General features: G+C 62.1%; 16 protein-coding genes and 2 pseudogenes. 4 read left to right on the top strand and 14 right to left on the bottom strand.

The window, feature by feature from the left end:
- Positions 1–118, top strand: a pseudogene (locus tag ACIPSK_RS31280) (IS630 family transposase); the annotation flags it as partial.
- A 176-nt stretch (positions 119–294) separates the two neighbouring features.
- Here ACIPSK_RS31280 and ACIPSK_RS31275 read toward each other — a convergent pair.
- The 7 genes and pseudogenes from ACIPSK_RS31275 to ACIPSK_RS31245 form a co-directional block, all read right to left on the bottom strand.
- Positions 295–2,747, bottom strand: a pseudogene (locus ACIPSK_RS31275) (glycoside hydrolase family 2 protein).
- An 80-nt stretch (positions 2,748–2,827) separates the two neighbouring features.
- Positions 2,828–3,223, bottom strand: a complete 396-nt coding sequence (locus ACIPSK_RS31270; RefSeq protein WP_017966834.1) for a VOC family protein — start codon at positions 3,221–3,223, stop codon at positions 2,828–2,830.
- Positions 3,224–3,322: 99 nt separating this feature from the next.
- Positions 3,323–4,072, bottom strand: a complete 750-nt coding sequence (locus ACIPSK_RS31265) for an ABC transporter permease (protein WP_162117023.1) — start codon at positions 4,070–4,072, stop codon at positions 3,323–3,325.
- Positions 4,069–5,013 (bottom strand): ABC transporter ATP-binding protein, encoded by a 945-nt coding sequence (locus ACIPSK_RS31260; RefSeq protein ID WP_162117022.1) that lies wholly within the window; start codon positions 5,011–5,013, stop codon positions 4,069–4,071. Before ACIPSK_RS31260 ends, ACIPSK_RS31265 begins: the two co-directional genes overlap by 4 nt.
- Positions 5,010–6,176 carry an ABC transporter permease gene (locus ACIPSK_RS31255; RefSeq protein WP_162117021.1) on the bottom strand — a complete coding sequence of 389 codons (1,167 nt, stop codon included), beginning with the start codon at positions 6,174–6,176 and terminating at the stop codon, positions 5,010–5,012. The genes ACIPSK_RS31260 and ACIPSK_RS31255 overlap by 4 nt, the downstream gene beginning before the upstream one ends.
- A gap of 83 nt (positions 6,177–6,259) precedes the next feature.
- The gene (osmF, locus tag ACIPSK_RS31250; RefSeq protein WP_162117020.1) at positions 6,260–7,168 is read right to left on the bottom strand and encodes a glycine betaine ABC transporter substrate-binding protein OsmF; all 909 of its coding nucleotides are present in this window, start codon (positions 7,166–7,168) and stop codon (positions 6,260–6,262) included.
- Positions 7,169–7,354: 186 nt separating this feature from the next.
- Complete coding sequence (locus ACIPSK_RS31245) at positions 7,355–7,540, bottom strand: hypothetical protein (protein ID WP_018072368.1); 186 nt, start codon at positions 7,538–7,540, stop codon at positions 7,355–7,357.
- A 49-nt stretch (positions 7,541–7,589) separates the two neighbouring features.
- Between ACIPSK_RS31245 and ACIPSK_RS31240 the strand changes: the two genes are divergently transcribed.
- Both ACIPSK_RS31240 and ACIPSK_RS31235 read left to right on the top strand, forming a co-directional pair.
- Complete coding sequence (locus tag ACIPSK_RS31240; RefSeq protein WP_162117031.1) at positions 7,590–8,837, top strand: LysR family transcriptional regulator; 1,248 nt, start codon at positions 7,590–7,592, stop codon at positions 8,835–8,837.
- Positions 8,834–9,559, top strand: a complete 726-nt coding sequence (locus tag ACIPSK_RS31235; protein ID WP_162117019.1) for a copper homeostasis protein CutC — start codon at positions 8,834–8,836, stop codon at positions 9,557–9,559. Before ACIPSK_RS31240 ends, ACIPSK_RS31235 begins: the two co-directional genes overlap by 4 nt.
- Positions 9,560–9,763: 204 nt before the next feature.
- Here the strand turns inward: ACIPSK_RS31235 and ACIPSK_RS31230 are convergent, their stop codons facing one another.
- From ACIPSK_RS31230 to ACIPSK_RS31200, 7 genes are all read right to left on the bottom strand, one after another.
- Positions 9,764–10,783: a zinc-binding alcohol dehydrogenase family protein gene (locus tag ACIPSK_RS31230; protein WP_162117018.1), complete on the bottom strand. Its 1,020-nt coding sequence runs from the start codon at positions 10,781–10,783 to the stop codon at positions 9,764–9,766.
- 268 nt (positions 10,784–11,051) lie between these two features.
- Positions 11,052–12,026, bottom strand: a complete 975-nt coding sequence (locus ACIPSK_RS31225; protein WP_017966843.1) for an ABC transporter permease — start codon at positions 12,024–12,026, stop codon at positions 11,052–11,054.
- A gap of 27 nt (positions 12,027–12,053) precedes the next feature.
- Entirely contained in the window at positions 12,054–13,607 is a 1,554-nt protein-coding gene (locus ACIPSK_RS31220; protein ID WP_017966844.1) for a sugar ABC transporter ATP-binding protein, read from the bottom strand.
- A gap of 108 nt (positions 13,608–13,715) precedes the next feature.
- Entirely contained in the window at positions 13,716–14,705 is a 990-nt protein-coding gene (locus tag ACIPSK_RS31215; protein ID WP_017966845.1) for an ABC transporter substrate-binding protein, read from the bottom strand.
- Positions 14,706–14,913: 208 nt separating this feature from the next.
- Positions 14,914–15,360, bottom strand: coding sequence for an RbsD/FucU family protein (locus tag ACIPSK_RS31210; RefSeq protein ID WP_017966846.1), 447 nt, complete (start codon positions 15,358–15,360; stop codon positions 14,914–14,916).
- Between the two features lie 9 nt (positions 15,361–15,369).
- Positions 15,370–16,389 (bottom strand): aldo/keto reductase, encoded by a 1,020-nt coding sequence (locus ACIPSK_RS31205; protein ID WP_017966847.1) that lies wholly within the window; start codon positions 16,387–16,389, stop codon positions 15,370–15,372.
- Between the two features lie 143 nt (positions 16,390–16,532).
- A complete protein-coding gene (locus tag ACIPSK_RS31200) occupies positions 16,533–18,035 on the bottom strand; it encodes a UxaA family hydrolase (RefSeq protein WP_017966848.1) in 1,503 nt (500 codons plus the stop codon).
- A gap of 340 nt (positions 18,036–18,375) precedes the next feature.
- On the opposite strand from ACIPSK_RS31200, the gene ACIPSK_RS31195 reads away from it, so the two are divergent.
- A complete protein-coding gene (locus ACIPSK_RS31195; protein WP_017966849.1) occupies positions 18,376–19,275 on the top strand; it encodes a GntR family transcriptional regulator in 900 nt (299 codons plus the stop codon).
- Positions 19,276–19,305: the final 30 nt, after the last annotated feature.

Genomic DNA, 19,305 nt, shown 5'->3' with positions numbered 1-19,305 from the left:
TCAGAAGCGAACCATCGATGACACCTGGCGCCACATCGGACACCTCGTCACAACCATCGAGCCCAGCGAATGCAGCAACTACTTCGACAATGCCGGATACGCTTCCGTCAAAACCTGAAACGCTCTAACCTACCAGGGTCGAGCCACTCGTCTCGACCCGTCCTTCGGACCCCTGTAAAAACGGGGAGAGGGGACGTGCCCTGCGAGAGGCTGGCGGGGAACCGAGAGGCCGCGGCATATCCCCTTCGCCCCGCGAGCGGGGAGAAGGTGGCGGCAGCCGGATGAGGGGCTTTCCTAGCGCCCGGCGGTGAGATCGTTGGCCGATCGTAGCACTGTACCGATGAGAATGTCATTGACCGAAATCGCCTTTGCCGTCTTCACCGTAAACACATGGCTCTCTTCCGGCAGCAGCGTCACCAGCATCGTGTCGACGACCGCATTCGGATCCAGTCGGTCGGCCATCAGGCAAAGATCCTTGAGGAAGTTTTGCGCCGTCACTTTGACCTCATAGCCGCCCTCGATCCCGATGACATCGACCGCAAGCCGTGGTGCTAGCAAGGCAAGCTCGATATCCTCGACGAAATAGTGGAAGGCCCGCCTGTCGAGCATCTCAACGACGATGACCTCGTTCTTCGGTAAGCCAGGAGTGACGATATCCTCGGGCAGCGGAAATTCCTTTGCCTCGAAGCGGTCGCAGAGCAGGCGCCAGAATTCGAATTCGGCAAGCACGGTGCCATCGAGCGTCAAGCGTTTGCCGCTGATCTTCGCCCGCCAGAACAGTGTTCGTTCATTGACGGCCACCGCCGCAAGTCCGCCGGCGCGCGGCTGGATCGTCAGCAGGCGCGGATCATAGGCTGCCTTCAGCGCATACCAGAGCGGCTTGCGGCGTCCGGCCGAATCGAGGGCGGCCCATGAGGTCACCGGCCAGCAATCGTTGAACTGCCAGACGACGGCGCCCTTGCAGATATTCCGATGCGAGCGCATGTGCTCGACGCCGAAGCGGATGGCGCGTGCCTGGTTGAGCTGGGTGGCGAAGTGCCAGTCGTCCATCGTCTTCGGCTCCGGCAGATGGCCGGACAGGCCGCGGATCAGCTTGTCATTGCCTTGGGTTGCCTTCTGATGGTGGAAGACGCCGTTCGATTGCGGCGTCAACGGCGCGTCGTGCACGCTTTCTTCGATCGTCGCCCAGGCGGCCGGCGCCTGCCAGCCGAATTCGGAGCAGAAGCGCGGGATATAATTGCGGTAGACCTCATAGCCGACATCGTTCCACACGTCCCAGATATGTTTGCAGCCATGTGCGTCGGCATTAGGTTCGATCTCCATCGAGCCGGAATAGGGACTGCCGGGATAATAGGGCCGGTCCGGGTCGAGTTCGGCTGAGAGTTTTGGCAGCAGGTCGAGATAATAGCCGAGCCCCCAGCTTTCACCGGGCTTGATGATCGGCCGCCAGCCCCATTCGTCGAAGCCCCAGATGTTCTCGTTATTGCCGTTCCAGAGGACGAGCGAAGTATGCGGCATCAGCCGCACGACATTGTTGCGCACCTCCGCCTCGACCTCGCTCCAGAGCGGCTCTTCCTCCGGATAGGCGGCGCAGGCAAAGAGGAAATCCTGCCAGACCAGCATGCCGGCGCGGTCGCAGGCCTCATAGAATTCGTCGGTCTCGAAGATGCCGCCGCCCCAGACGCGCAGCATGTGGATATTGGCTCTCTTTGCCTCCTCGATCCGCGCGGCATAGCGCTCGGCCGTCAGCCGCGGGGGAAAACAATCGTCCGGTATCCAGTTTGCCCCGCAGATGAAGAGCGGCACGTCATTGATGACGAAGGTAAAGGCCGAGCCATGTTTGTCGGCTGCGGTATCGAGCTGCAGCGAGCGGAAACCCAGCTCCCTTTCAAAGCCATCGAGCACATCGTCGCTCGCCTCGTCGATCAGCCTGAGCGCCATCGGATAGAGCGGCTGGGCACCGAGATGGTGCGGCCACCAAAGCTGCGGCGAGGGCAGAACAAGCTCGAACGCGACCTCGTCTTCGCCAAGCCCGATCGCCACTGTTGTCGTCACGCCGCCGATTGCGGCGACGAGTCTCAACGCCGTCTTGTCGCCATACCGCGCCAGCCGGGCATGCACCTTGACCAGTCCGTCACCGCCGGCAAGCGTTGCCGACACCCTGGTTTCGGCAAGCCGTGCCCGGTCCCAGCTTTCCAGCCGGACCGGCTTCCAGAGGCCCGCCGTCACCAGCGTCGGCCCCCAGTCCCAGCCGAAATTGCAGGCCATCTTGCGCATCAGATTGCCCGGTCCCGGATAATTGTTGGGACGGTAGCCATAATGTTTTTCCATCTCCGCGCATAGGCGTAGGCGGAGCGGAAGATGACCGTGAGTTCGTTGGTGCCGGATTTCAGCAATCCCGAAACATCGAAACGATAGGTGCGGTGCATGTTGAAGGTACGGCCGATCTCTTCGCCGTTGAACGATATCACCGCAACCGTATCGAGCCCCTCGAAGACGAGTTCCTGCACCCTGGCATCGTCAGGCATCGCCTCGAAGCTGCAGCGATAGGTCCAGTCGGTCTTGCCGATCCAGTCATTGGTGATCTCGTTGACGTCGATATAGGGATCGGGGATCAGCCGATTGGCGAGAAGGTCGAGATGCACGCAGCCCGGCACCGCCGCGGGGATTGCAGCCGGCAGCCCGGGCCTTGCTGTATCGTTACAGGAGAGCGTCCAGCCGGAATTGAGCGCAGTCTTTTCGATCATGGCGGGCTCCTGAATGATGCCGCTTGAAGCTATGGGATTATCTAGGATTGGAACGTATCGGGCGTTCGGCGTCAGATGCCTCAGAGAAACCGGCCGTGGCGCTGCATCACCTCGATCTTGTAGCCATCGGGATCGCTGATGAAAAAGAACAGGCCGAAGAGCTTGCCGTCGCGGTTGAGCTCCACCAGTTCACCGGGCTTCAGCCCGAGCTTCGACAGCCGCTCGCGCTCGACCGCCACCTCTTCGACGGAGACGGCGAGATGGCCATAGGCATTGCCGGGATCGTATGGCGCGGTCCGGCCCTTGTTGACGGTCAGTTCCAACTCGAAGCCGGTCTCGGCATTGCTCATATAGATCAGCGTGAAGGTTTCGAAATCGACGCGGTCGGCGACCGAAAGACCGAATGCCCTCTCGTAGAATTCGACGGAGCGCGCCTCATCGAGAACGCGGATCATGGAGTGGATCATTTTCGCCAAGTCTGCCTCCCATTCCACCACAGCGCCGCGCGTCTTTTTAGACGCGCAAAGGACGCTGTAGCACTTTGAATTGCTGCGGCAGTCTTGGTACCCGTCCTTTTACGCCGCGCGCAAGCCGATTCTTCGGGTAATCGCCGCTTCAACGAGACCCATGGCGTCATACATCAGCACCGCCATCAGGCCGACGATCAGGCCGCCCTGTAGGATGAAGGCGGTATTGTCGGAGATCAGCCCGGCGATGATGACCTCGCCGAGGCCCTTTGCCGCAACCGTCGAGCCGATCGTCGCCGTGCCGATATTGATGACGGTGGCGACCTTCAGCCCCTCGAGGATCAGCGGCAGGGCCAGCGGCAGCTCGACGCGAAACAGTCGCTGTGTGCCGTTCATGCCCATGCCGTCGGCAGCATCGAGAACCTGCGGCGAAACCTGCTTCAGCCCGGCGACGGTGTTTTCGAAGATCGGCAGCAGGCCGTAGAGAAAGAGCGCAATCAGCGTCGGCATGGCGCCGAAGCCGGTCGCGGGAACGGCGAGCGCCAGCACCGCGACCGGCGGAAAAGTCTGCCCGGCATTGGCGATGGCGCGCGACAGCGGTAGGAAGTCAGCCCCGCTTTCCCGCGTCACGAAGATGCCGCCGATAACGGCAAGCACGGCGCTGCCGACGATCGAGCCGATTACCAGCTGCAGATGGCCGGCGGCCAGCGAGGCAAGGCTGTTCTGCGTATAGACGGCGGGCGCATTGTTGCTGGTCAGCGGCGTGAGCACGAAGGAAAGCCACTCCGTCCTGAACAGCAGGATCAAGAGCAGGGCCAGCGCCGCCAGGCGGAAGAGATTGGCGACAACGAGTTTCATGCCTTGCGGCCCAGTTCGAGAAGCCGCGTCATTGAGATCGATCCCACAGGCGCCTTTTGCGCATCCTGCACCGCCGCCTCGTCGACCCCCTGCCAGATCATCTCAGCCAAAGCGTCGCGGAGACTGAGCGACTGCGGTAGGGCATAGGCGAGACCGTTCTTGGCCGGCTCCATGCTTTCCTTCAGCGGCAGCAGCGACATCAGCTTCAGCGCCCGGTCGGAAGTGCCGGTCAATTGCTGCACGAAGGGATCGGCGGGTTCGGTGAGGATCTTTTCCGGCGTCGAGCATTGCAGCAACCTGCCCTCGCTCATCACTGCGATCTGGTTGCCGAGATGAAAGGCCTCGTCCATGTCGTGGGTGACGAGAATGACCGTGGTGCCGAACTGCTTCTGGATCGCCAAAAGGTCGTCCTGCGCCTTGCCGCGGATGACCGGATCGAGCGCGCCGAAGGGCTCGTCCATCAACAGCAATTCCGGTTCGGCCGCCAGCGCCCGGGCGACGCCGACGCGCTGCTGCTGGCCGCCGGAGAGCTGGTGCGGATATTTGTCGGCAAATGTTGCCGGATCGAGGTTGAAGAGCCCGAGCAGTTCCTCGACCCGTTTGGCGATACGCGTCGAATCCCAATCGAGAAGCTGCGGCACCGTGGCGATATTCTGCGCCACGGTGCGGTGCGGAAAAAGGCCGTGCCCCTGGATCGCATAGCCGATCTTGCGGCGAAGCTCGGTCACCTCAACATCCATCACGTTCTGCCCGCCGACGAAGATTTCACCCTCGGTGATCGGCACCAGCCGGTTGATCATCCGCATCAGCGTCGATTTGCCGGAGCCCGACGTGCCGACGATGACGGTGATCTCACCCTTCTCGACGCTCATCGAAACGTTGTCGACGACAGTGGCCACGCCATAGCGCTTGGTGACGTTCCTGATCTCGATCATGGTCATGCGGCAGATCCCCGGATGCTTTCGATGACCGCATCGAGGATGACGGCCGATGAGAAGGCGAAGAAGACGGTCGGCACGGCGCCGAGCAGGACGAGGTCCATGGCCGTCTGGCCGAGCCCTTGGAAGATGAAGATGCCGAAGCCGCCGCCGCCGATCAGCGCGGCGATCGTCACCATGCCGATCGCCTGCACCAGCACGATGCGGATGCCGGTGAGGATGACGGGAAAGGCAAGCGGCATGTCGATGCCGGTCAGGATCTGCAAGCGCGTCAGCCCCATGCCGGCCGCAGCGTCCCGCACCGATGGATCGACGCCCTGAAGGCCGACGACGGTGTTGGCGACGATCGGCAGCAGCGAATAGAGCACGAGCGCGATCAAGGCAGGCGCCGTGCCGATGCCGCGAATGCCGATCGCGGCGGCGAGCGGCACATGGGTGGCGAGATAGCCGAGCGGCAGCATCAACAGGCCGAAGAGCGCCAGACTTGGGATCGTCTGGATGAGGCTGAGGCCCTGCAGCACGATGGCGCGCAGCTTCGGCACCCAGAAGCAGAGGATGCCGAGCGGCAGGCCGAGAACAATGGCGATGGCAAGTGAGCCGAACGCCAAGAGCAGATGCGAGATCGCCTCCGTCTCGAACTGCGGAGCCCGCGTCGAGAATTCCTTCATGATCGAAAGGCTGTCGAGCAGGCCGGAGGAGAGCAAGATCAAGAGCAGCGTCGTATAGGCGGCAAGGGCTGCGATCCGCATCCAGGGCGCCAGGCGGATCTTCACCAGCGCATCGGATATGACGAGGCCGATCACCGCAAACAGCACCCAGAAGCCGCCGCCGGGCGTCATGCGCGCCACCGTGCTGCCGGGCGGCGTTGCCGCGGTCGAGACGAGGCCGATCGCAACGATCAGCGCCGCAAGGCAGAGTGTGGCGATGATAAGCCGCGCGATCGCATGGCGTAAGAACAGCGTGGCAAAGGCGGTGAGAAGGAGAAGCACGGTCAGGACGATGACGGAAGGCTGGGGAAGAAGCTGCATCAGCAGCATCGGCTTGCCGGCGGCGATGCGGTTTGCCTTCACATAGATGAAGGGCATCAGTGCAGTCGCCGCGATGCCGCCGGCCACCAAAACCACGCCGAGCCGGTCCAGCTTGCGGACCGCTAAGGTTTCTTCCATCAAATCAACCCTGTCTGGCCAACATCAGCCCAACCTTATCAGCAAAGGAGGCTCCGCCCTTGATCGGGCGGAGCGGGCAATGGTTACTTCAGGAAACCCTTTTCCTTGAGATAGGCTTCGGCGACGGACTTTGCCGGCTCGCCATCGACCTGGATCTTGGCATTGAGCTTACGCAATTCGTCGGCGGTCAGGCTCTTGAAGATCGGCGAGAGCACTTCCTCGATCTTCGGATTGGCCTTCAACACCTCTTCGCGGATGATCGGCGTCGGCGCATAGACCTGCTGCACGTTCTTGTCGTCTTCGAGAACGGTCAGTTGGGCCGCTTCGATCGCGCCGTCGGTGCCGTAGACCATGGCGGTGTTGACGCCGTTCGTCTGGTCGGCGGCCGCCTTGATCGTTGCCGCCGTGTCGCCGCCGGAAAGAACGACCATCTGGTCGGGCTTCAGCTGGAAGCCGTAGGTCGTCTGGAAGGCGGGAAGCGCGCCGGCCGAATTGACGAATTCGGCGGAGGCGGCAAGCTTGGCGGCACCGCCGCCGGCAACCCATTTGCCGAAGTCCGTCAGGCTCTTCAGCTTGTTCGGGCCGGCGACGTCGCTGCGCACGGCGAGCGCCCAGGTGTTGTTGGCAGGCGACGGTGTCAGCCAGACGATCTTGTTGGCATCGTAATCGAGCTTCTTCGCCAGCTCATAGCCCTGGTCGATGTTCTTCCACGCCGCGTCATCGGCCTTGTTGAAGAAAAAGCCGGCATTGCCGGTATATTCGGGATAGATGTCGATTTCGCCTGATGTGATCGCCTTGCGCACCACAGGTGTCGCGCCAAGCGCGATGCGGTCCTGCGTCTTGATGCCGTTCGCTTCGAGAGCGAGCGCAATGACGTTGCCGAGCAGCGTGCCTTCCGTGTCGATCTTCGACGAGACGACGACGTCGGCGGCATGGGCCGCGCCCACCGCGAAGGCGGAGAGCGAAACGGCAAGTGCGAGTTTCTTCAGCATGGAATATCCCCTTGTTAAACACCATTGAATGAGGCCCAAGCCCTTGGCGGAGGCTTGCGCGCAGGAAAACCCGCCGGCGAGGGCGGTGAGGCCGCCATCATGCCGGAATTGCGTGCGTGATGGAAATAGCGTGCATGCCCGAAAAATCGATGCAAGGCCCCTCCAGTATTTGCGGTCACGGCATGATTATGGCGGCGAATGCACCTCCGCGCGCGGAAACGCATTCCCTTTTCCAAGGCCGGCGCGATTTGTTTTTGTCCCCTTGCGTGTTTCCACGATATTCCCGGGCTCTGTTGCGGATTCCCGCCGCCCGGATTTTTCTATGATCGAACGATAGCCCGGCTCTCCGGAGGCAGGGATATCTTTTTTCATGAACACATCATATCGTCCGGTTTTTCCAGCGCTTTCCGGAGTTGACCGTTTGCATCTTGGTGCCCTGTTCATTGCAAGCCATGTCCTGACCTCCGGTTCGGTCCGCGAGACCGCGCGGCGCTTCCAGCTGTCGCCCTCCACCGTCTCGACGGCAATCCACAATCTCGAGACCGAACTGGCCATGAAGCTGACGGAACGTGCCTCCGGCGAGCTGGCGACGCTGATTGCGAGCGGCAGGGTGCTGGAAGGCTTGGAGCCGATCATGGCTGCGATCGGTGAGCTCGGTCAATGGGCCGGTCACGACGGCGCCGGCGCCGAGATCGACGAGGCGTGGGCATCCCGCATTCCCGTCAAGATCGTCACCATGGAGCGTTTTCTGGAGGTTGCCGACCAAGGCAGCATCAACCGGGCCGCCCGCCGCCTGCGCCTCGGTCAGCCGCAGCTTTCGCTTCAGCTTGCCAATCTTGAGAAATTTATGAGCCATCGCCTGTTCGAGCGGCAGGCGCAGGGGTCGGTGCTGACGGAGGAGGGCAGGCGCGCCTACCTGATCTTCATGGCGATCAGCCAGGCGTGGAACGATCTCAAATCGTCGGCCGATGAACGTTATCGGCGTACCGCCCGGTCGCTGCGCATCGGTTCGATCATCCCGACCGGATCGGAAAGCTGGGTGGCCCGCTGCCTGGGCACGCTGGTTTCGGAATGGAATCTGCGCCGCAACAACAACGCGATTTCGCTGGTCTCGATGACCGCCGACGATCTGCGCGAGGCGCTGAAGAGCGGCCGCATCGATGTCGCTATCCTGGATTCGGTCTTCGGGCTGGAAAACTTCCGCCATCGCGAATTGCTGCAGACCGACATGGTGGTGATCGCACCGCCTGATAGCGACGAGACCAGCGTCGCTGATCTCGTCGCCGGCCACCCGATCTGCATGCCGAGCCTGCGCACCGGCCTCGGCCATGCGGCCATGGCCTTCAACTATGAGCGCGCGCCAAACCGGCGCCTGCGCGGCAGGGATATCACCGCGGCGGATTCGCTGCCTGTCATCGTCGACCTCGTCGCCAATCATGGCTACGTCTCCTTCCTCGGCCGGGTCAGCGCTATGCCGATTGCCGACAAGGTGCGCATCGTCGATCTCGACGAGCATCTGCCGATGTCCTATCACGTCGCCTTCAACCATCGCAAAGCCGCCGCCGATGCCTGCACAATGATCATCGAGGCGGCGGCGAGAATTACGTCGGAATCCGTCGTACGAACCATAAGGCCGGCGGATGCCGGAGCCAGGGAGACTGCAGCGTGACGATCTTGCTTGAGGTATGCGTGGACAGCGCCGAGGGCCTCGCCGCCGCGATCGAAGGTGGCGCCGGGCGCATCGAGCTCTGCTCGGCGCTGGAACTCGGCGGCTTGACGCCGCTGCCGAGCCTGATGCGGATCGCCGCCAGGGCCTCCATTCCGGTCTACGCGATGATCCGCCCGCACGCCGGGCCTTTCATCTTTGACAGCGCAGACGAGGAGGCGATGATGATCGATATCGAAGCCGTGCGCTCATCGGGCCTTGCCGGCGTCGTCATCGGCGCCAACCGGCCGGATGGTACGCTCGACATGCCGTTGATCCACCGTTTGAAGGCACATGCGGCCGGCCTCGGCTCGACGCTGCATCGCGCTTTCGATCTGGTGCCGGATGCCGATCAGGCGCTGGAGCAGGCGATCGAGCTCGGCTGCGAACGCATCTTGACCTCCGGCTGCGCGCTGAGGGCGGTAGACGGTCTCGACACGCTGAAGCGTATTTCGGCAAAGGCGGCCGGCCGCATCGCCATCATGCCCGGCAGCGGCATCCGCCCCGCCAATGTCGGCCAGATATTGAAGGCGACCGGCGCCCGCGAGGTCCACGGTTCCTGCAGTTCACCGGTCGAAAGCGCCGATCCACGCGCCGTCGCCTTCGGCTTCGAGGCGAAGAGCACGAACAAGACGGATGTCGCTATTGTCAGGCAGATGCGCAGAGCGATTGAGGCGGGAGTTTAGCGACCGCGGCTTGCCCCTCATCCGGCTGCCGCCACCTTCTCCCCGCTCGCGGGGCGAAGGGGATATGCCGCGACCTCTCTGTCCCCCGCCCAGCTCTCGCAGGGCACGTCCCCTCGCCCCGTTTTACGGGGAGAGGGTTAGGGTGAGGGGCAGCCGCCGGCGCGAAGCGCACGGAAATCACGTCGCGCTTTCGCTGGAAACGCCCTAACCACCAATACTGATCACCGCCTTGATCAGCCCGTCCTTCTCATGCGCCCAGCGCGCGAGATCGCGCGGGGCATCCGCAAGCGTCGTGCGGTGGGTGATGAGTTTGTCCACCGGCACCAGCCCTTTGGCGATCGAATCCGCCACATGCTCGAAATCGACGCGGATGGCGTTGCGGCTGCCGATCACCATCATCTCGCGCTTGTGGAATTCGGGATCGGAAAAGCGGATATCGTCCTTGACGACGCTGACCAGCACCAGCGCGCCGCCATGGGCGACGAAGGAGAAGGCCTTCTCCATCGAAGGTCCGTAACCCGTCGCATCGAAGACCACGTCGAAGCCGTCGCCATCGGTCTTTTCCCGGACGGTCTCCGCTGTCGCCTCGTTGGAAACGATGCCGGAGGTGAAGCCGAAGCGCTCGGATGCCATCTGCAGCCGCTCCGCGCTGGTATCGAGCAGCGTCACCTCATGGCCGGCGATGCGCGAGAAGATCGCCGCCCCAAGCCCGATCGGCCCGGCGCCGATGACGAGCGCCCGCGCCCCGGCGCCGGTCATCGAACGGCGCACCGCATGGGCGCCGATTGCCAGAAACTCGGTCGTCGCCGCCGCTTCGAGGCTTAAGCCCTTGGCGGCATAGAGGTTCTCGGCCGGAACCGAAATCTCCTCGCAGAAGGCGCCGTCGGTATGGACGCCGAGCACCTTGATGTTGGTGCAGCAATTCGGCTTGCCCTGGCGGCAGGCGATACATTGCCCGCAGGAGAGATAGGGATTGACGATAACGGGACTGCCGACTGCGATAGTGACCCCGGCGCCCGCTTCCAACACCGTTGCCGAGATCTCATGCCCCATCACCCGAGGATATTCGAGGAAGGGATGTTTGCCCTCGAAGATGTGGTAATCGGTGCCGCAAATGCCGACATGGCTGACGGCAAGCCGCACCCAGCCGGCGGCGGGAGCCGCTGGCGAAGGACGCTCGACGATATCGAGCACGCCGGGCTCCCGGCAAAGAACTGCTTTCATGACGGGTCTCGCATTCTTCGAAAGGAGGAAGCCGGTTTGTCTGGCCGGCTCGCGCCGATGTGGCGCCGTATCGAAAACATCTGCCCCTCACCCTAGCCCTCTCCCCGTAAAAACGGGGAGAGGGGACGTGCCAAACGGGATGCTGGCGAGGGACGGAGAGGTTTGCGGCATATCCCCTTCTCCCCGTCAGAACGGGAAGAAGGTGCCGGCAGGCGGATGAGGGGCAGGCGGCGCTCTCCCGGGCAGACGCCGATCTCCCGCTCGCCGCTCAATTGCTCCGGCGGCGGCGCAGCTGGTCGAAGAACACGATCACGATGATCAGCAGACCGGTGATGATGCGCTGCCAGAAGGAATTGACGTTCAGAAGGTTCGCGCCGTTGTTGATGGTGGCGAGAATGAAGGCGCCGATCAGCGGGCCATGCACCGAGCCGACCGCGCCGAACAGGCTGGTGCCGCCGATGACCGACGAGGCGATCGCCTGCAGTTCCCAGCCGTCGGCCTGCGTCGCATTGCCGATCGCGATGCGCGAGGCAAGCAGCACGCCGACGAAGGCGGCGAAGGAGGCAGACAGGATATAGGCAAGATAGATCATACCCTTGACGTTGACGCCGGAAAGGCGCGCCGCTTCGGCATTCGAGCCGACCGCAAAGAGATAGCGGCCCCAGCGGCTCAGATGCAGAAAGATGAAGGAGGGAACCGCCACCAGGATGACCATCCAGAACAGGCTGGGAATACTGAGCAGATCGGCGCGGGCGAAATTGCTGAAACCCTCATTGGTGATGCTGATCGTCGAGCCGTTGGTGATCAGCAGGCCGATGCCGCGCAGCGATGTCAGCGTTGCCAGCGTGATGATGAATGGCGGCAGGCCCATATGCACGATGCCGAAGCCATGGAAGCCGCCGATCGCCACGCCCATGAGCAGCGTCAGCACGATCGCCGCCCAGAGCGGCACGCCCGCCTGTAGCAGCCAGGCGATGATGACGGTGCAAAAACCGACGATGGCGCCGACCGAAAGGTCGATGCCGGCGGTGATGATGACGAAGGTCTGGCCAAGCGAGAGAATTGCCGTCATCGCACCCTGACGCAGCAGGTTGGAGATGTTGAGCGGCGTCCAGAAGCTGACGGTAAAGATGCCGAGCAAGACCCAGAGGAAGAGCAGCAGGCCGATCAGCGTCAGGCCGAACAGGATGTTCATTTTCCGGCGCGGCGGCGGCGCGACGATTTCGGTGGGGGTAGCAGTCATGAATTTTCTCCCTCTTATTCTTTTGGCTCAGACGCCGATCGCTTCGCTGAGCACTTCTTCATGCGTCGCCGCGTGGAAATCATGGCTGGCGACGATTTTGCCGGCGCGGAAGACGTGCAGCCGGTCGGCCAGTTCGTAGACCTCGGGTAGATAGGAGGAGATCAGGATGATGCCGGCGCCCTCCTTCAGAAGCTTGGCGAAGAGCCGGTAGATTTCCGCCTTGGTGCCGACATCGACGCCGACGGTAGGCTCGTCGAAGATGAAAAGCCTTGCGCCATGGCTCAGCCACTTGCCGATGACGATCTTCTGCTGATTGCCGCCCGACATGCTGGAGGCCGGAACGCGCCGGCTCGGCGTCTTGATGCTGAGATTGCGGATCTGCCTGTCGGCATTGGCCGATTCGCGCGTGTGATTGATCACCGGCCCGTGGCTCAGCCGCCCGAACACCGGCAGATTGATGTTGAGGCCGATCGACAGGTTGAGGCAAAGTCCCTGGTCGCGCCGGCTTTCCGGCGCCAGCGCAATGCCAAGCTCCATCGCCGTGCGTTCGTTGCGGATATCGACAGGCTTGCCCATCCATTGGACATCGCCTGATGTCGTCGGCTGGCGGCCGTAGAGCCCGAGCGCGAATTCGCTGCGCCCGGCGCCGATCAGGCCATAGAGCCCGACGATCTGTCCTGCCTTGACGCTCAGCGATACGTCTTCGAAACCCGGGCCACTCAGGCCGTTGACCTGGACGATCGTCTCGCCGATCGCAATCTCTTCCTTGTGGTAGATCTGTTCGATCGAGCGGTTGATCATCAGTGCGATCAGTTCGGCGTCGTTGGTCTCGCCGATCAGGCGCGTGCCGACATGCGTGCCGTCGCGCAGCACCGAGACACGGTCGGCAAGCTCGAACACTTCCTCCATGCGGTGGCTGATATAGACGATGGTGACGCCTTCGCCCTGCAGGCGGCGGATCAGCTTGAAAAGCTGCGCCGATTCCTGACGTGTGAGATAGGCTGTGGGTTCGTCGAAGATCAAAAACTGCGTGCCGCGCATGGCCGCGCGCGCCGTCGCCACCAGCTGCTGCTGGCCAATCGTCAGCGAACTCAACAGCGCTCCTGCCGGAAGGCCGAAGCCGAGATCGTCGAGCACGGCCTGCGCCATCTTCACCATCTGCTTCTTGCGCATCAGACCGTAGCGGTTGACCTCGTCGCCGAGGAAGAGGTTGGCGGCAACGGTCAGGTGCCGGCAGAGCACGACTTCCTGGTGAACGGCGTTGATGCCGCGCGCGATTGCCTCGTTCGGCGTTGACAGCGCTACCGGCTGGCCGCACCACAGCACCTCGCCGGCCGTGCGGGTGATGACGCCTGTCAGCAATTTGATGAGGGTGGATTTGCCGGCGCCGTTTTCCCCGACGATGGCGTGGATTTCGCCGGCGAGAAAGGTCAGCGTCGCTGGCTTCAGCGCCTGCACATGACCGTAATTCTTCTGCAAGCCCTTGAGTTCGAGGATAGGCGATCCGGCGGGAATTCGATTGGCTTCTTTCAGCGTGGCGCTGTCATCATGGCGATGACTGACCTCTTCCAGTCCGATCATGGGACCTCTCCTCCTTATGTCGCGTCTGCTCTCCATCCAGCGCAAAACATAGCACAGATGGAAAAGGCCGCGCCGGTTTTTGAATCCGGCGCGGCCTGTCTGTCTTCGTTACTTGATCTTCGGGTTCAGCAGCGCGTCGATCTTCGGATCGGCCATATTCGCCTTGGTGACGAGGTTTGCGCCGGTATCCACATTTGCCGGGACCTTCTCGCCCTTGGAGACGGCAAGAGCGGTCTTGATGCCGTCATAACCCATGCGATAGGGGTCCTGAACGACGAGACCCGCAATCGCACCATCCTTGAGGAAGCCGACCGTCTTGTCGTCGCTGTCGAAGCCGATGACCTTGATCTTGTCGCCGAGCTTGTTTTCAGCGATCGCCTGGCCGACGCCCTGTGCCATGATCAGGTTCGAGGCGAAGATACCGACGAGGTTCGGGTTTGCCGTGATCAGGTCGGTCATCATGTTGAGGCCGGTCGTTGCCTGGCCATCACCATACTTGTCGGCAATGACCTTCAGGCCCGGATGTTTGGTCTTCACCTGATCCAGGAAGCCTTCGCGGCGCTGTTCCAGCGAGCCGACGCCCGGAAGATTGGTAAGGATGACGACTTCGCCCTCTTCCTTGCCGGTCATTCCCTTGATGGCGGCAGCCAGACCATCGGCTGCGATGCGGCCGCCCTGAACGTTGTCGGTCGTCAGGAACGACTTGAACGCCTTGGAGTCGGCGCCGGAGTCGATGCCGATGATCGGAACCGACTTGGCCGCTTCATCGATCGGCTTGCCGAGCGCCTTGAATTCGGTCGGCGAAATGACGATGGCGGCCGGCTTGCCGGCAACGGCGTTCTCCAGAATGCTGATCTGGCCGTTGATGTCGGATTCGGCCTGTGCGCCGAGTTCCGGCACCTTGACGCCGAGATCCTTGCCGGCCTTGCGGGCGCCCGCCAGAACGATCTGCCAGTAGAACGACGTCGTGTCCTTGACGATGATCGGGATCGTCACTTCGGCGGCAAACGACGGTGCCGGTATCGCCGTGGCGATGACGGCGGCACCTGCAAGCGCGGTAAAGGCGCGACGAGATAGAAGGGATTTCACGATACTCATAAGGGTTCTCCTCTCAGGGTGCGTTCTCCTCCAAATAAATCGGCCGCTGAACGCAGGCGGACGATTTTTATCGATAAAAAACATTTGCCGATTGAAGCTAGCCGAGGCGCAATCAAATTGCAAGAGCGCCAAACCGGCTTTTTTTCTTTGGTAAACTCCCGCCAAGCAACTGATTTTATTTCAATACCGCGATACCCTAAAATAGGGATCAGGCTTGATCGACCTCGTGCGGATGGACGACGCCCTTTTTCAAAATCAGGTTGCCGTACAGCCGGAATTCCGTCGTCGCGACGATATAGGCGGCCTTGCGGGCCATCGCGTAGAAAGCAAAGCGTTCGACCGGCACGATGCGGAAATCGCCGGCGCGACGCGTCACGATCTCCTGGAACTCGGCGCAGACCTCGGGCATCGCATCGGGATCGCCGACCACCTCCATCCGCCACACCGCTTCCGGCACGAAAGTGTCGAGCGGCATATGGGTCAGGATGGCCTCGGCCATCGCGGTGGCGCTGACGCCGTCGGCGCGGATGACCGGCGGGCCCATCGAGCCCGAGGGAAAATTGGCGTCCGATATGACGATGTCGTCGCCATGTCCCATGGTCTTCAGCGCATGGAGCAGGTCGGGGCCAAGCAGCGGATGAATACCCTTGAGCATAATGTCTCCTCAGACTCGGACGGCTTCGGCGCCGAGCGGCGGCGCGACCAGCGTATAGGGTTCGAATTCGGCATAGATCTCGTCGGCAAGCGGCGGCTCGACGATCTCCATGTTGCGCGTCAGGCTTGACGGCTTGGCCGTGCCGATCAACACCGACGCGACGATCGCCTCGCGCAGCGGAAACTGCAGGGCGGGAGCAGCGAGCGGCACCCCGTGGCGTTTGGCGATCGCCTCCATGGCGCCGACCTTGGCAAGCACGTCGTCATCAGCCGGCATATAGTCGAAATGCGAACCTGGCACCGGGCCGGTGGCGAGAATGCCGGAGTTGAAGACGCCGCCGACGACCAGCGAGGTGCCCTTCTCTCGGCAGAGCGGCAGCAGTTCGGCGACGGCCGAGCGGTCGAGCAGCGTGTAGCGGCCGGCCATCAGGATGCAGTCGAGATCGGAATGGCGCATGACATCGAGGCAGACGGGTACTTCGTTGACGCCGAGGCCGAAGGCGGAGATCGCGCCAGACGACTTGAGTTCCTCCAGCGCCTTCACGCCGGAATCGAGAAACTGTTTCTGGTGGACCGCATTCTTCGCCGCGCCATGGGTATAGACGCCGAGATCGTGCACATAGAGAATATCGATGCGGTTGAGGCCGAGGCGCGCATAGCTGAACTCGACCGAGCGCATGATGCCGTCATAGGAATAGTCGTAATCGGCATCGAAGGAGAGAGGATTGACATAGCTGTAGTCGGGCACGGTGCCGGTCGGCACCGGCCGAAGCAGCCGGCCGACCTTGGTGGAAAGCACGTAATTGCCATCCGGCTGGTCGCGCAGGAAATCGCCGACCCGCCGCTCGGCAAGGCCGAGCCCATACCAGGGCGCCACGTCGAAATAGCGGATGCCGCTGTCCCAGGCCGCCTGCAGCGTCTCCATTGCCTGCTCGCGCGGGCAGTCGCGGTAGAGACCGCCGAGAGCGGCCGCACCGAAACTGATTTCGGTCACCTCCAGCTTGGTCTTGCCGATCCGTCTCGTCTTCATCATTCCTCCTCACGAAGAAGCTGAATTATTTGGAGCAATCCCAGGAAAAGTGTGAAGCGGTTTTCCGTCCGGGATTGCGTACTTCAAATCAATCCCAGGAAAAGTGTGAAGCGGTTTTCCCAGGGATTGCGTAAAAACAAAGATTACAGCGTCGCACCAAGATGCCACGGCACGAATTCATTGTCGCCGTAGCCGAAGATCTCGCTCTTGGTCCTCTTGCCCGAGGCGGTATCGACGATGAGATCGAAGATCTCGCGGCCCTTGCCGCTGATTGTCGCATCGCCGGTGGCGATCGTACCGCAATCGATGTCCATATCCTCTTCCATCGAGGCATAGAGCGCCGAATTGCTGGAAAGCTTCAGCGACGGCGCCGGCCGGCAACCGAAGCAACTGCCGCGGCCAGTGGTAAAGGCGATCATGTTTGCCCCGCCCGCCACCTGCCCGGTCGCCGACACCGGGTCGTAGCCTGGTGTGTCCATGAAGACGAGGCCGGGGGCCGTGACACGCTCGGCGTAACCATAGACCGCGGTCAGCGGCGAGCGCCCACCCTTGGCGACCGCGCCGAGCGACTTTTCGAGGATGGTCGTCAGCCCGCCGCGCTTGTTGCCCGGCGACGGGTTGTTGTCGAGCGAGGCGCCGTGCAGGGCGACATAGTCCTCCCACCAGGCGATTTTCTCGTCGAGCTTCTTTGCCACCTCGTCGCTGACGGCGCGGCTGCGTAGCAGATGTTCTGCACCATAGATTTCCGAAGTCTCCGACAGGATCGCCGTGCCGCCGGCTGCCGCCAGCAGATCGGCCGCGACACCCAGAGCCGGATTGGCGGTGATGCCGGAAAAGCCGTCAGAGCCGCCGCATTGCAGGCCGATGATGATCTCGCCGATCGACATCGGCACGCGTTTTTCCTTGCCGACATCGGCGGCGATTTCGCGCAGCATGCCCATGGCGCGCTCGACCGCGCGGCGCGAACCGCCGGCATCTTGGATGTTGAAATGCCGCTTCGAGGCGCCCGCCCCACTCTGACCGTAGAGCGTCAACTGGTTGACCTCGCAACCGAGGCCGATCATCAGTACGCCGCCGAAATTCACATGTCTTGTGTAGCCGGCGAGCGTCCGGTGCAGCACATTCATGCCGTCGCCGGTCGAACTCATGCCGCAGCCCTGGTCGTGCACGATCGGCACAAAACCGTCGATGCCTTCATAATGCGGCAGGATCGTCCGATTGGCCTCGTCGGCGATGGCCCGACAGACCGTGGTGGAACAGTTCACGCTGGCGATGATGCCGATATAGTTGCGTGTCGCCGCCCGTCCGTCGGCGCGACGATAGCCCATGAAGGTGCGCCCCACGTCGTCGACCGTCGCCGCTTCCGGCGCCGAATTGGCGGTCGCCGCCAGCCGGTCGTTTTCGAAATGCAGGTTGTGGCTGTGCACATGGTCGCCGGCCTTGACCTCGGCCGTGGTGCGGCCGATCGCCTGCCCGTATTTCACCACGGGTGACCCGAGCGGAATATCCGCTATCGCCACCTTATGGCCGGGGTCGATCTTCTCACGGGTCTGAATGCCGGCAACCGTCGAACCCGGCGCGATTGCCGCCGTTGCGACCGCGACATTGTCGCCAGCCGAAAGGATGATCCAAGGCAGTTTGTCCAAGTCTCTATCTCCCTAGAGCATGATGCCGAAAAGTGTCAGCGGTTTTCGGACGACTTCATGCTCTAACTCTTTAATTTAGAACAGGATTCAGATTTTCAGGCCATCCCACCTAAAATCATCCTGTTCTAGCGAAACGCTCGCTGCATCGGCGAATGCGCATTGATTTTGTTTTTTATCTACAATAAACATTTTCAAGTCAACGGGAATATTGATCCTGTGGACGAGGAGGCAATGAGCCGCAGGCGACCGGAACCAAGCTAAAGGTCGTTTGAACAAGCCCCGGTCTGTTCTGCCCTGCTTTGAAGCGGGCGACGGTCACGAGGGCGGAAAGCGGGGTCTGGTGGCAAGGCAGAATACGGTTTTCAAGGAAGCTTACAACAGGTATGCCGCAGCGCTGCGCAGGGATAGCGCGCTGCCCTCGGAGCCGGAGATCGCCGCCCAGCTCGGCGTCAGCCGCTCGACGGCTCGCGCCATCCTGACGCGGCTCAGCGAAGAAGGCATCATCCGCTGGAACAAGCGCCAGAAGATCGTGCTGCGCCAACCCACCGACCATGACCTCTTTCCCTCCGAAGAAACCGACTCCCTCCATGATATCATCGAGCGCAGCTTCATGCAGCGCATCCTTGCCGATGATGCCGCCCCCGGCATGCAGATCAACGAGCTGGAGCTTGCCCGCGAAATCGGCACCGGCACAACAAGCGTGCGCGAATTCCTGATCCGCTTCTCCCGCTTCGGCCTCATCGAGAAACGGCCGAACAGCCACTGGACGCTCAAAGGCTTCACCCGCGAATTCGCCCTCGAACTTGCCGATGTGCGCGAGATGTTCGAGCTGCATTCCGCCGCCGAATTCGGCCGGCTTCCCAGGGATAATCAGAGCTGGGCCGATCTTGCCACTATCCGCGACGAACATCACACCATGCTTGCCGACATCAACCACCGCTTCAAGGATTTTTCTGTTCTCGACGAGCGCTTCCACTTGCTGATCCACCGTGCCTCGAAGAACCGCTTCATCGCCGATTTCTACGACGCCATCGCCATCGTCTTCCACTATCACTACCAGTGGAACAAGACCGCCGCCCGCGCGCGCAACGAGCGCGCCATCCACGAACATCTGGATTATATTGCAGCGCTGGAATCCGGCGATCAGGCGGCGATCGAAACCGCCTGCCGCGCGCATCTGCACTCCGCCCGCCAGACCCTGCTGCAATCCCTGCCGCAGATCGCGACGGAGAGCGCGTGAGGGGAGCCCACCATGAAACATTTCGGTATG

This window comes from Rhizobium sp. LARHSG275 (genome assembly GCF_052871115.1).
This window is presented reverse-complemented; position numbering and strand designations above follow the sequence as displayed.

Bases quoted from the DNA above. Each gene is read 5' to 3' on its own strand.
- ACIPSK_RS31215 (WP_017966845.1), bottom strand. From the start codon at position 14,705: ATGAGTATCGTGAAATCCCTTCTATCTCGTCGCGCCTTTACCGCGCTT.
- ACIPSK_RS31230 (WP_162117018.1), bottom strand. From the start codon at position 10,783: ATGAAAGCAGTTCTTTGCCGGGAGCCCGGCGTGCTCGATATCGTCGAG.
- ACIPSK_RS31245 (WP_018072368.1), bottom strand. From the start codon at position 7,540: ATGAAAAAAGATATCCCTGCCTCCGGAGAGCCGGGCTATCGTTCGATC.
- osmF (WP_162117020.1), bottom strand. From the start codon at position 7,168: ATGCTGAAGAAACTCGCACTTGCCGTTTCGCTCTCCGCCTTCGCGGTG.
- ACIPSK_RS31205 (WP_017966847.1), bottom strand. From the start codon at position 16,389: ATGAAGACGAGACGGATCGGCAAGACCAAGCTGGAGGTGACCGAAATC.
- ACIPSK_RS31260 (WP_162117022.1), bottom strand. From the start codon at position 5,013: ATGACCATGATCGAGATCAGGAACGTCACCAAGCGCTATGGCGTGGCC.
- ACIPSK_RS31210 (WP_017966846.1), bottom strand. From the start codon at position 15,360: ATGCTCAAGGGTATTCATCCGCTGCTTGGCCCCGACCTGCTCCATGCG.
- ACIPSK_RS31220 (WP_017966844.1), bottom strand. From the start codon at position 13,607: ATGATCGGACTGGAAGAGGTCAGTCATCGCCATGATGACAGCGCCACG.
- ACIPSK_RS31225 (WP_017966843.1), bottom strand. From the start codon at position 12,026: ATGACTGCTACCCCCACCGAAATCGTCGCGCCGCCGCCGCGCCGGAAA.
- ACIPSK_RS31265 (WP_162117023.1), bottom strand. From the start codon at position 4,072: ATGAAACTCGTTGTCGCCAATCTCTTCCGCCTGGCGGCGCTGGCCCTG.
- ACIPSK_RS31255 (WP_162117021.1), bottom strand. From the start codon at position 6,176: ATGGAAGAAACCTTAGCGGTCCGCAAGCTGGACCGGCTCGGCGTGGTT.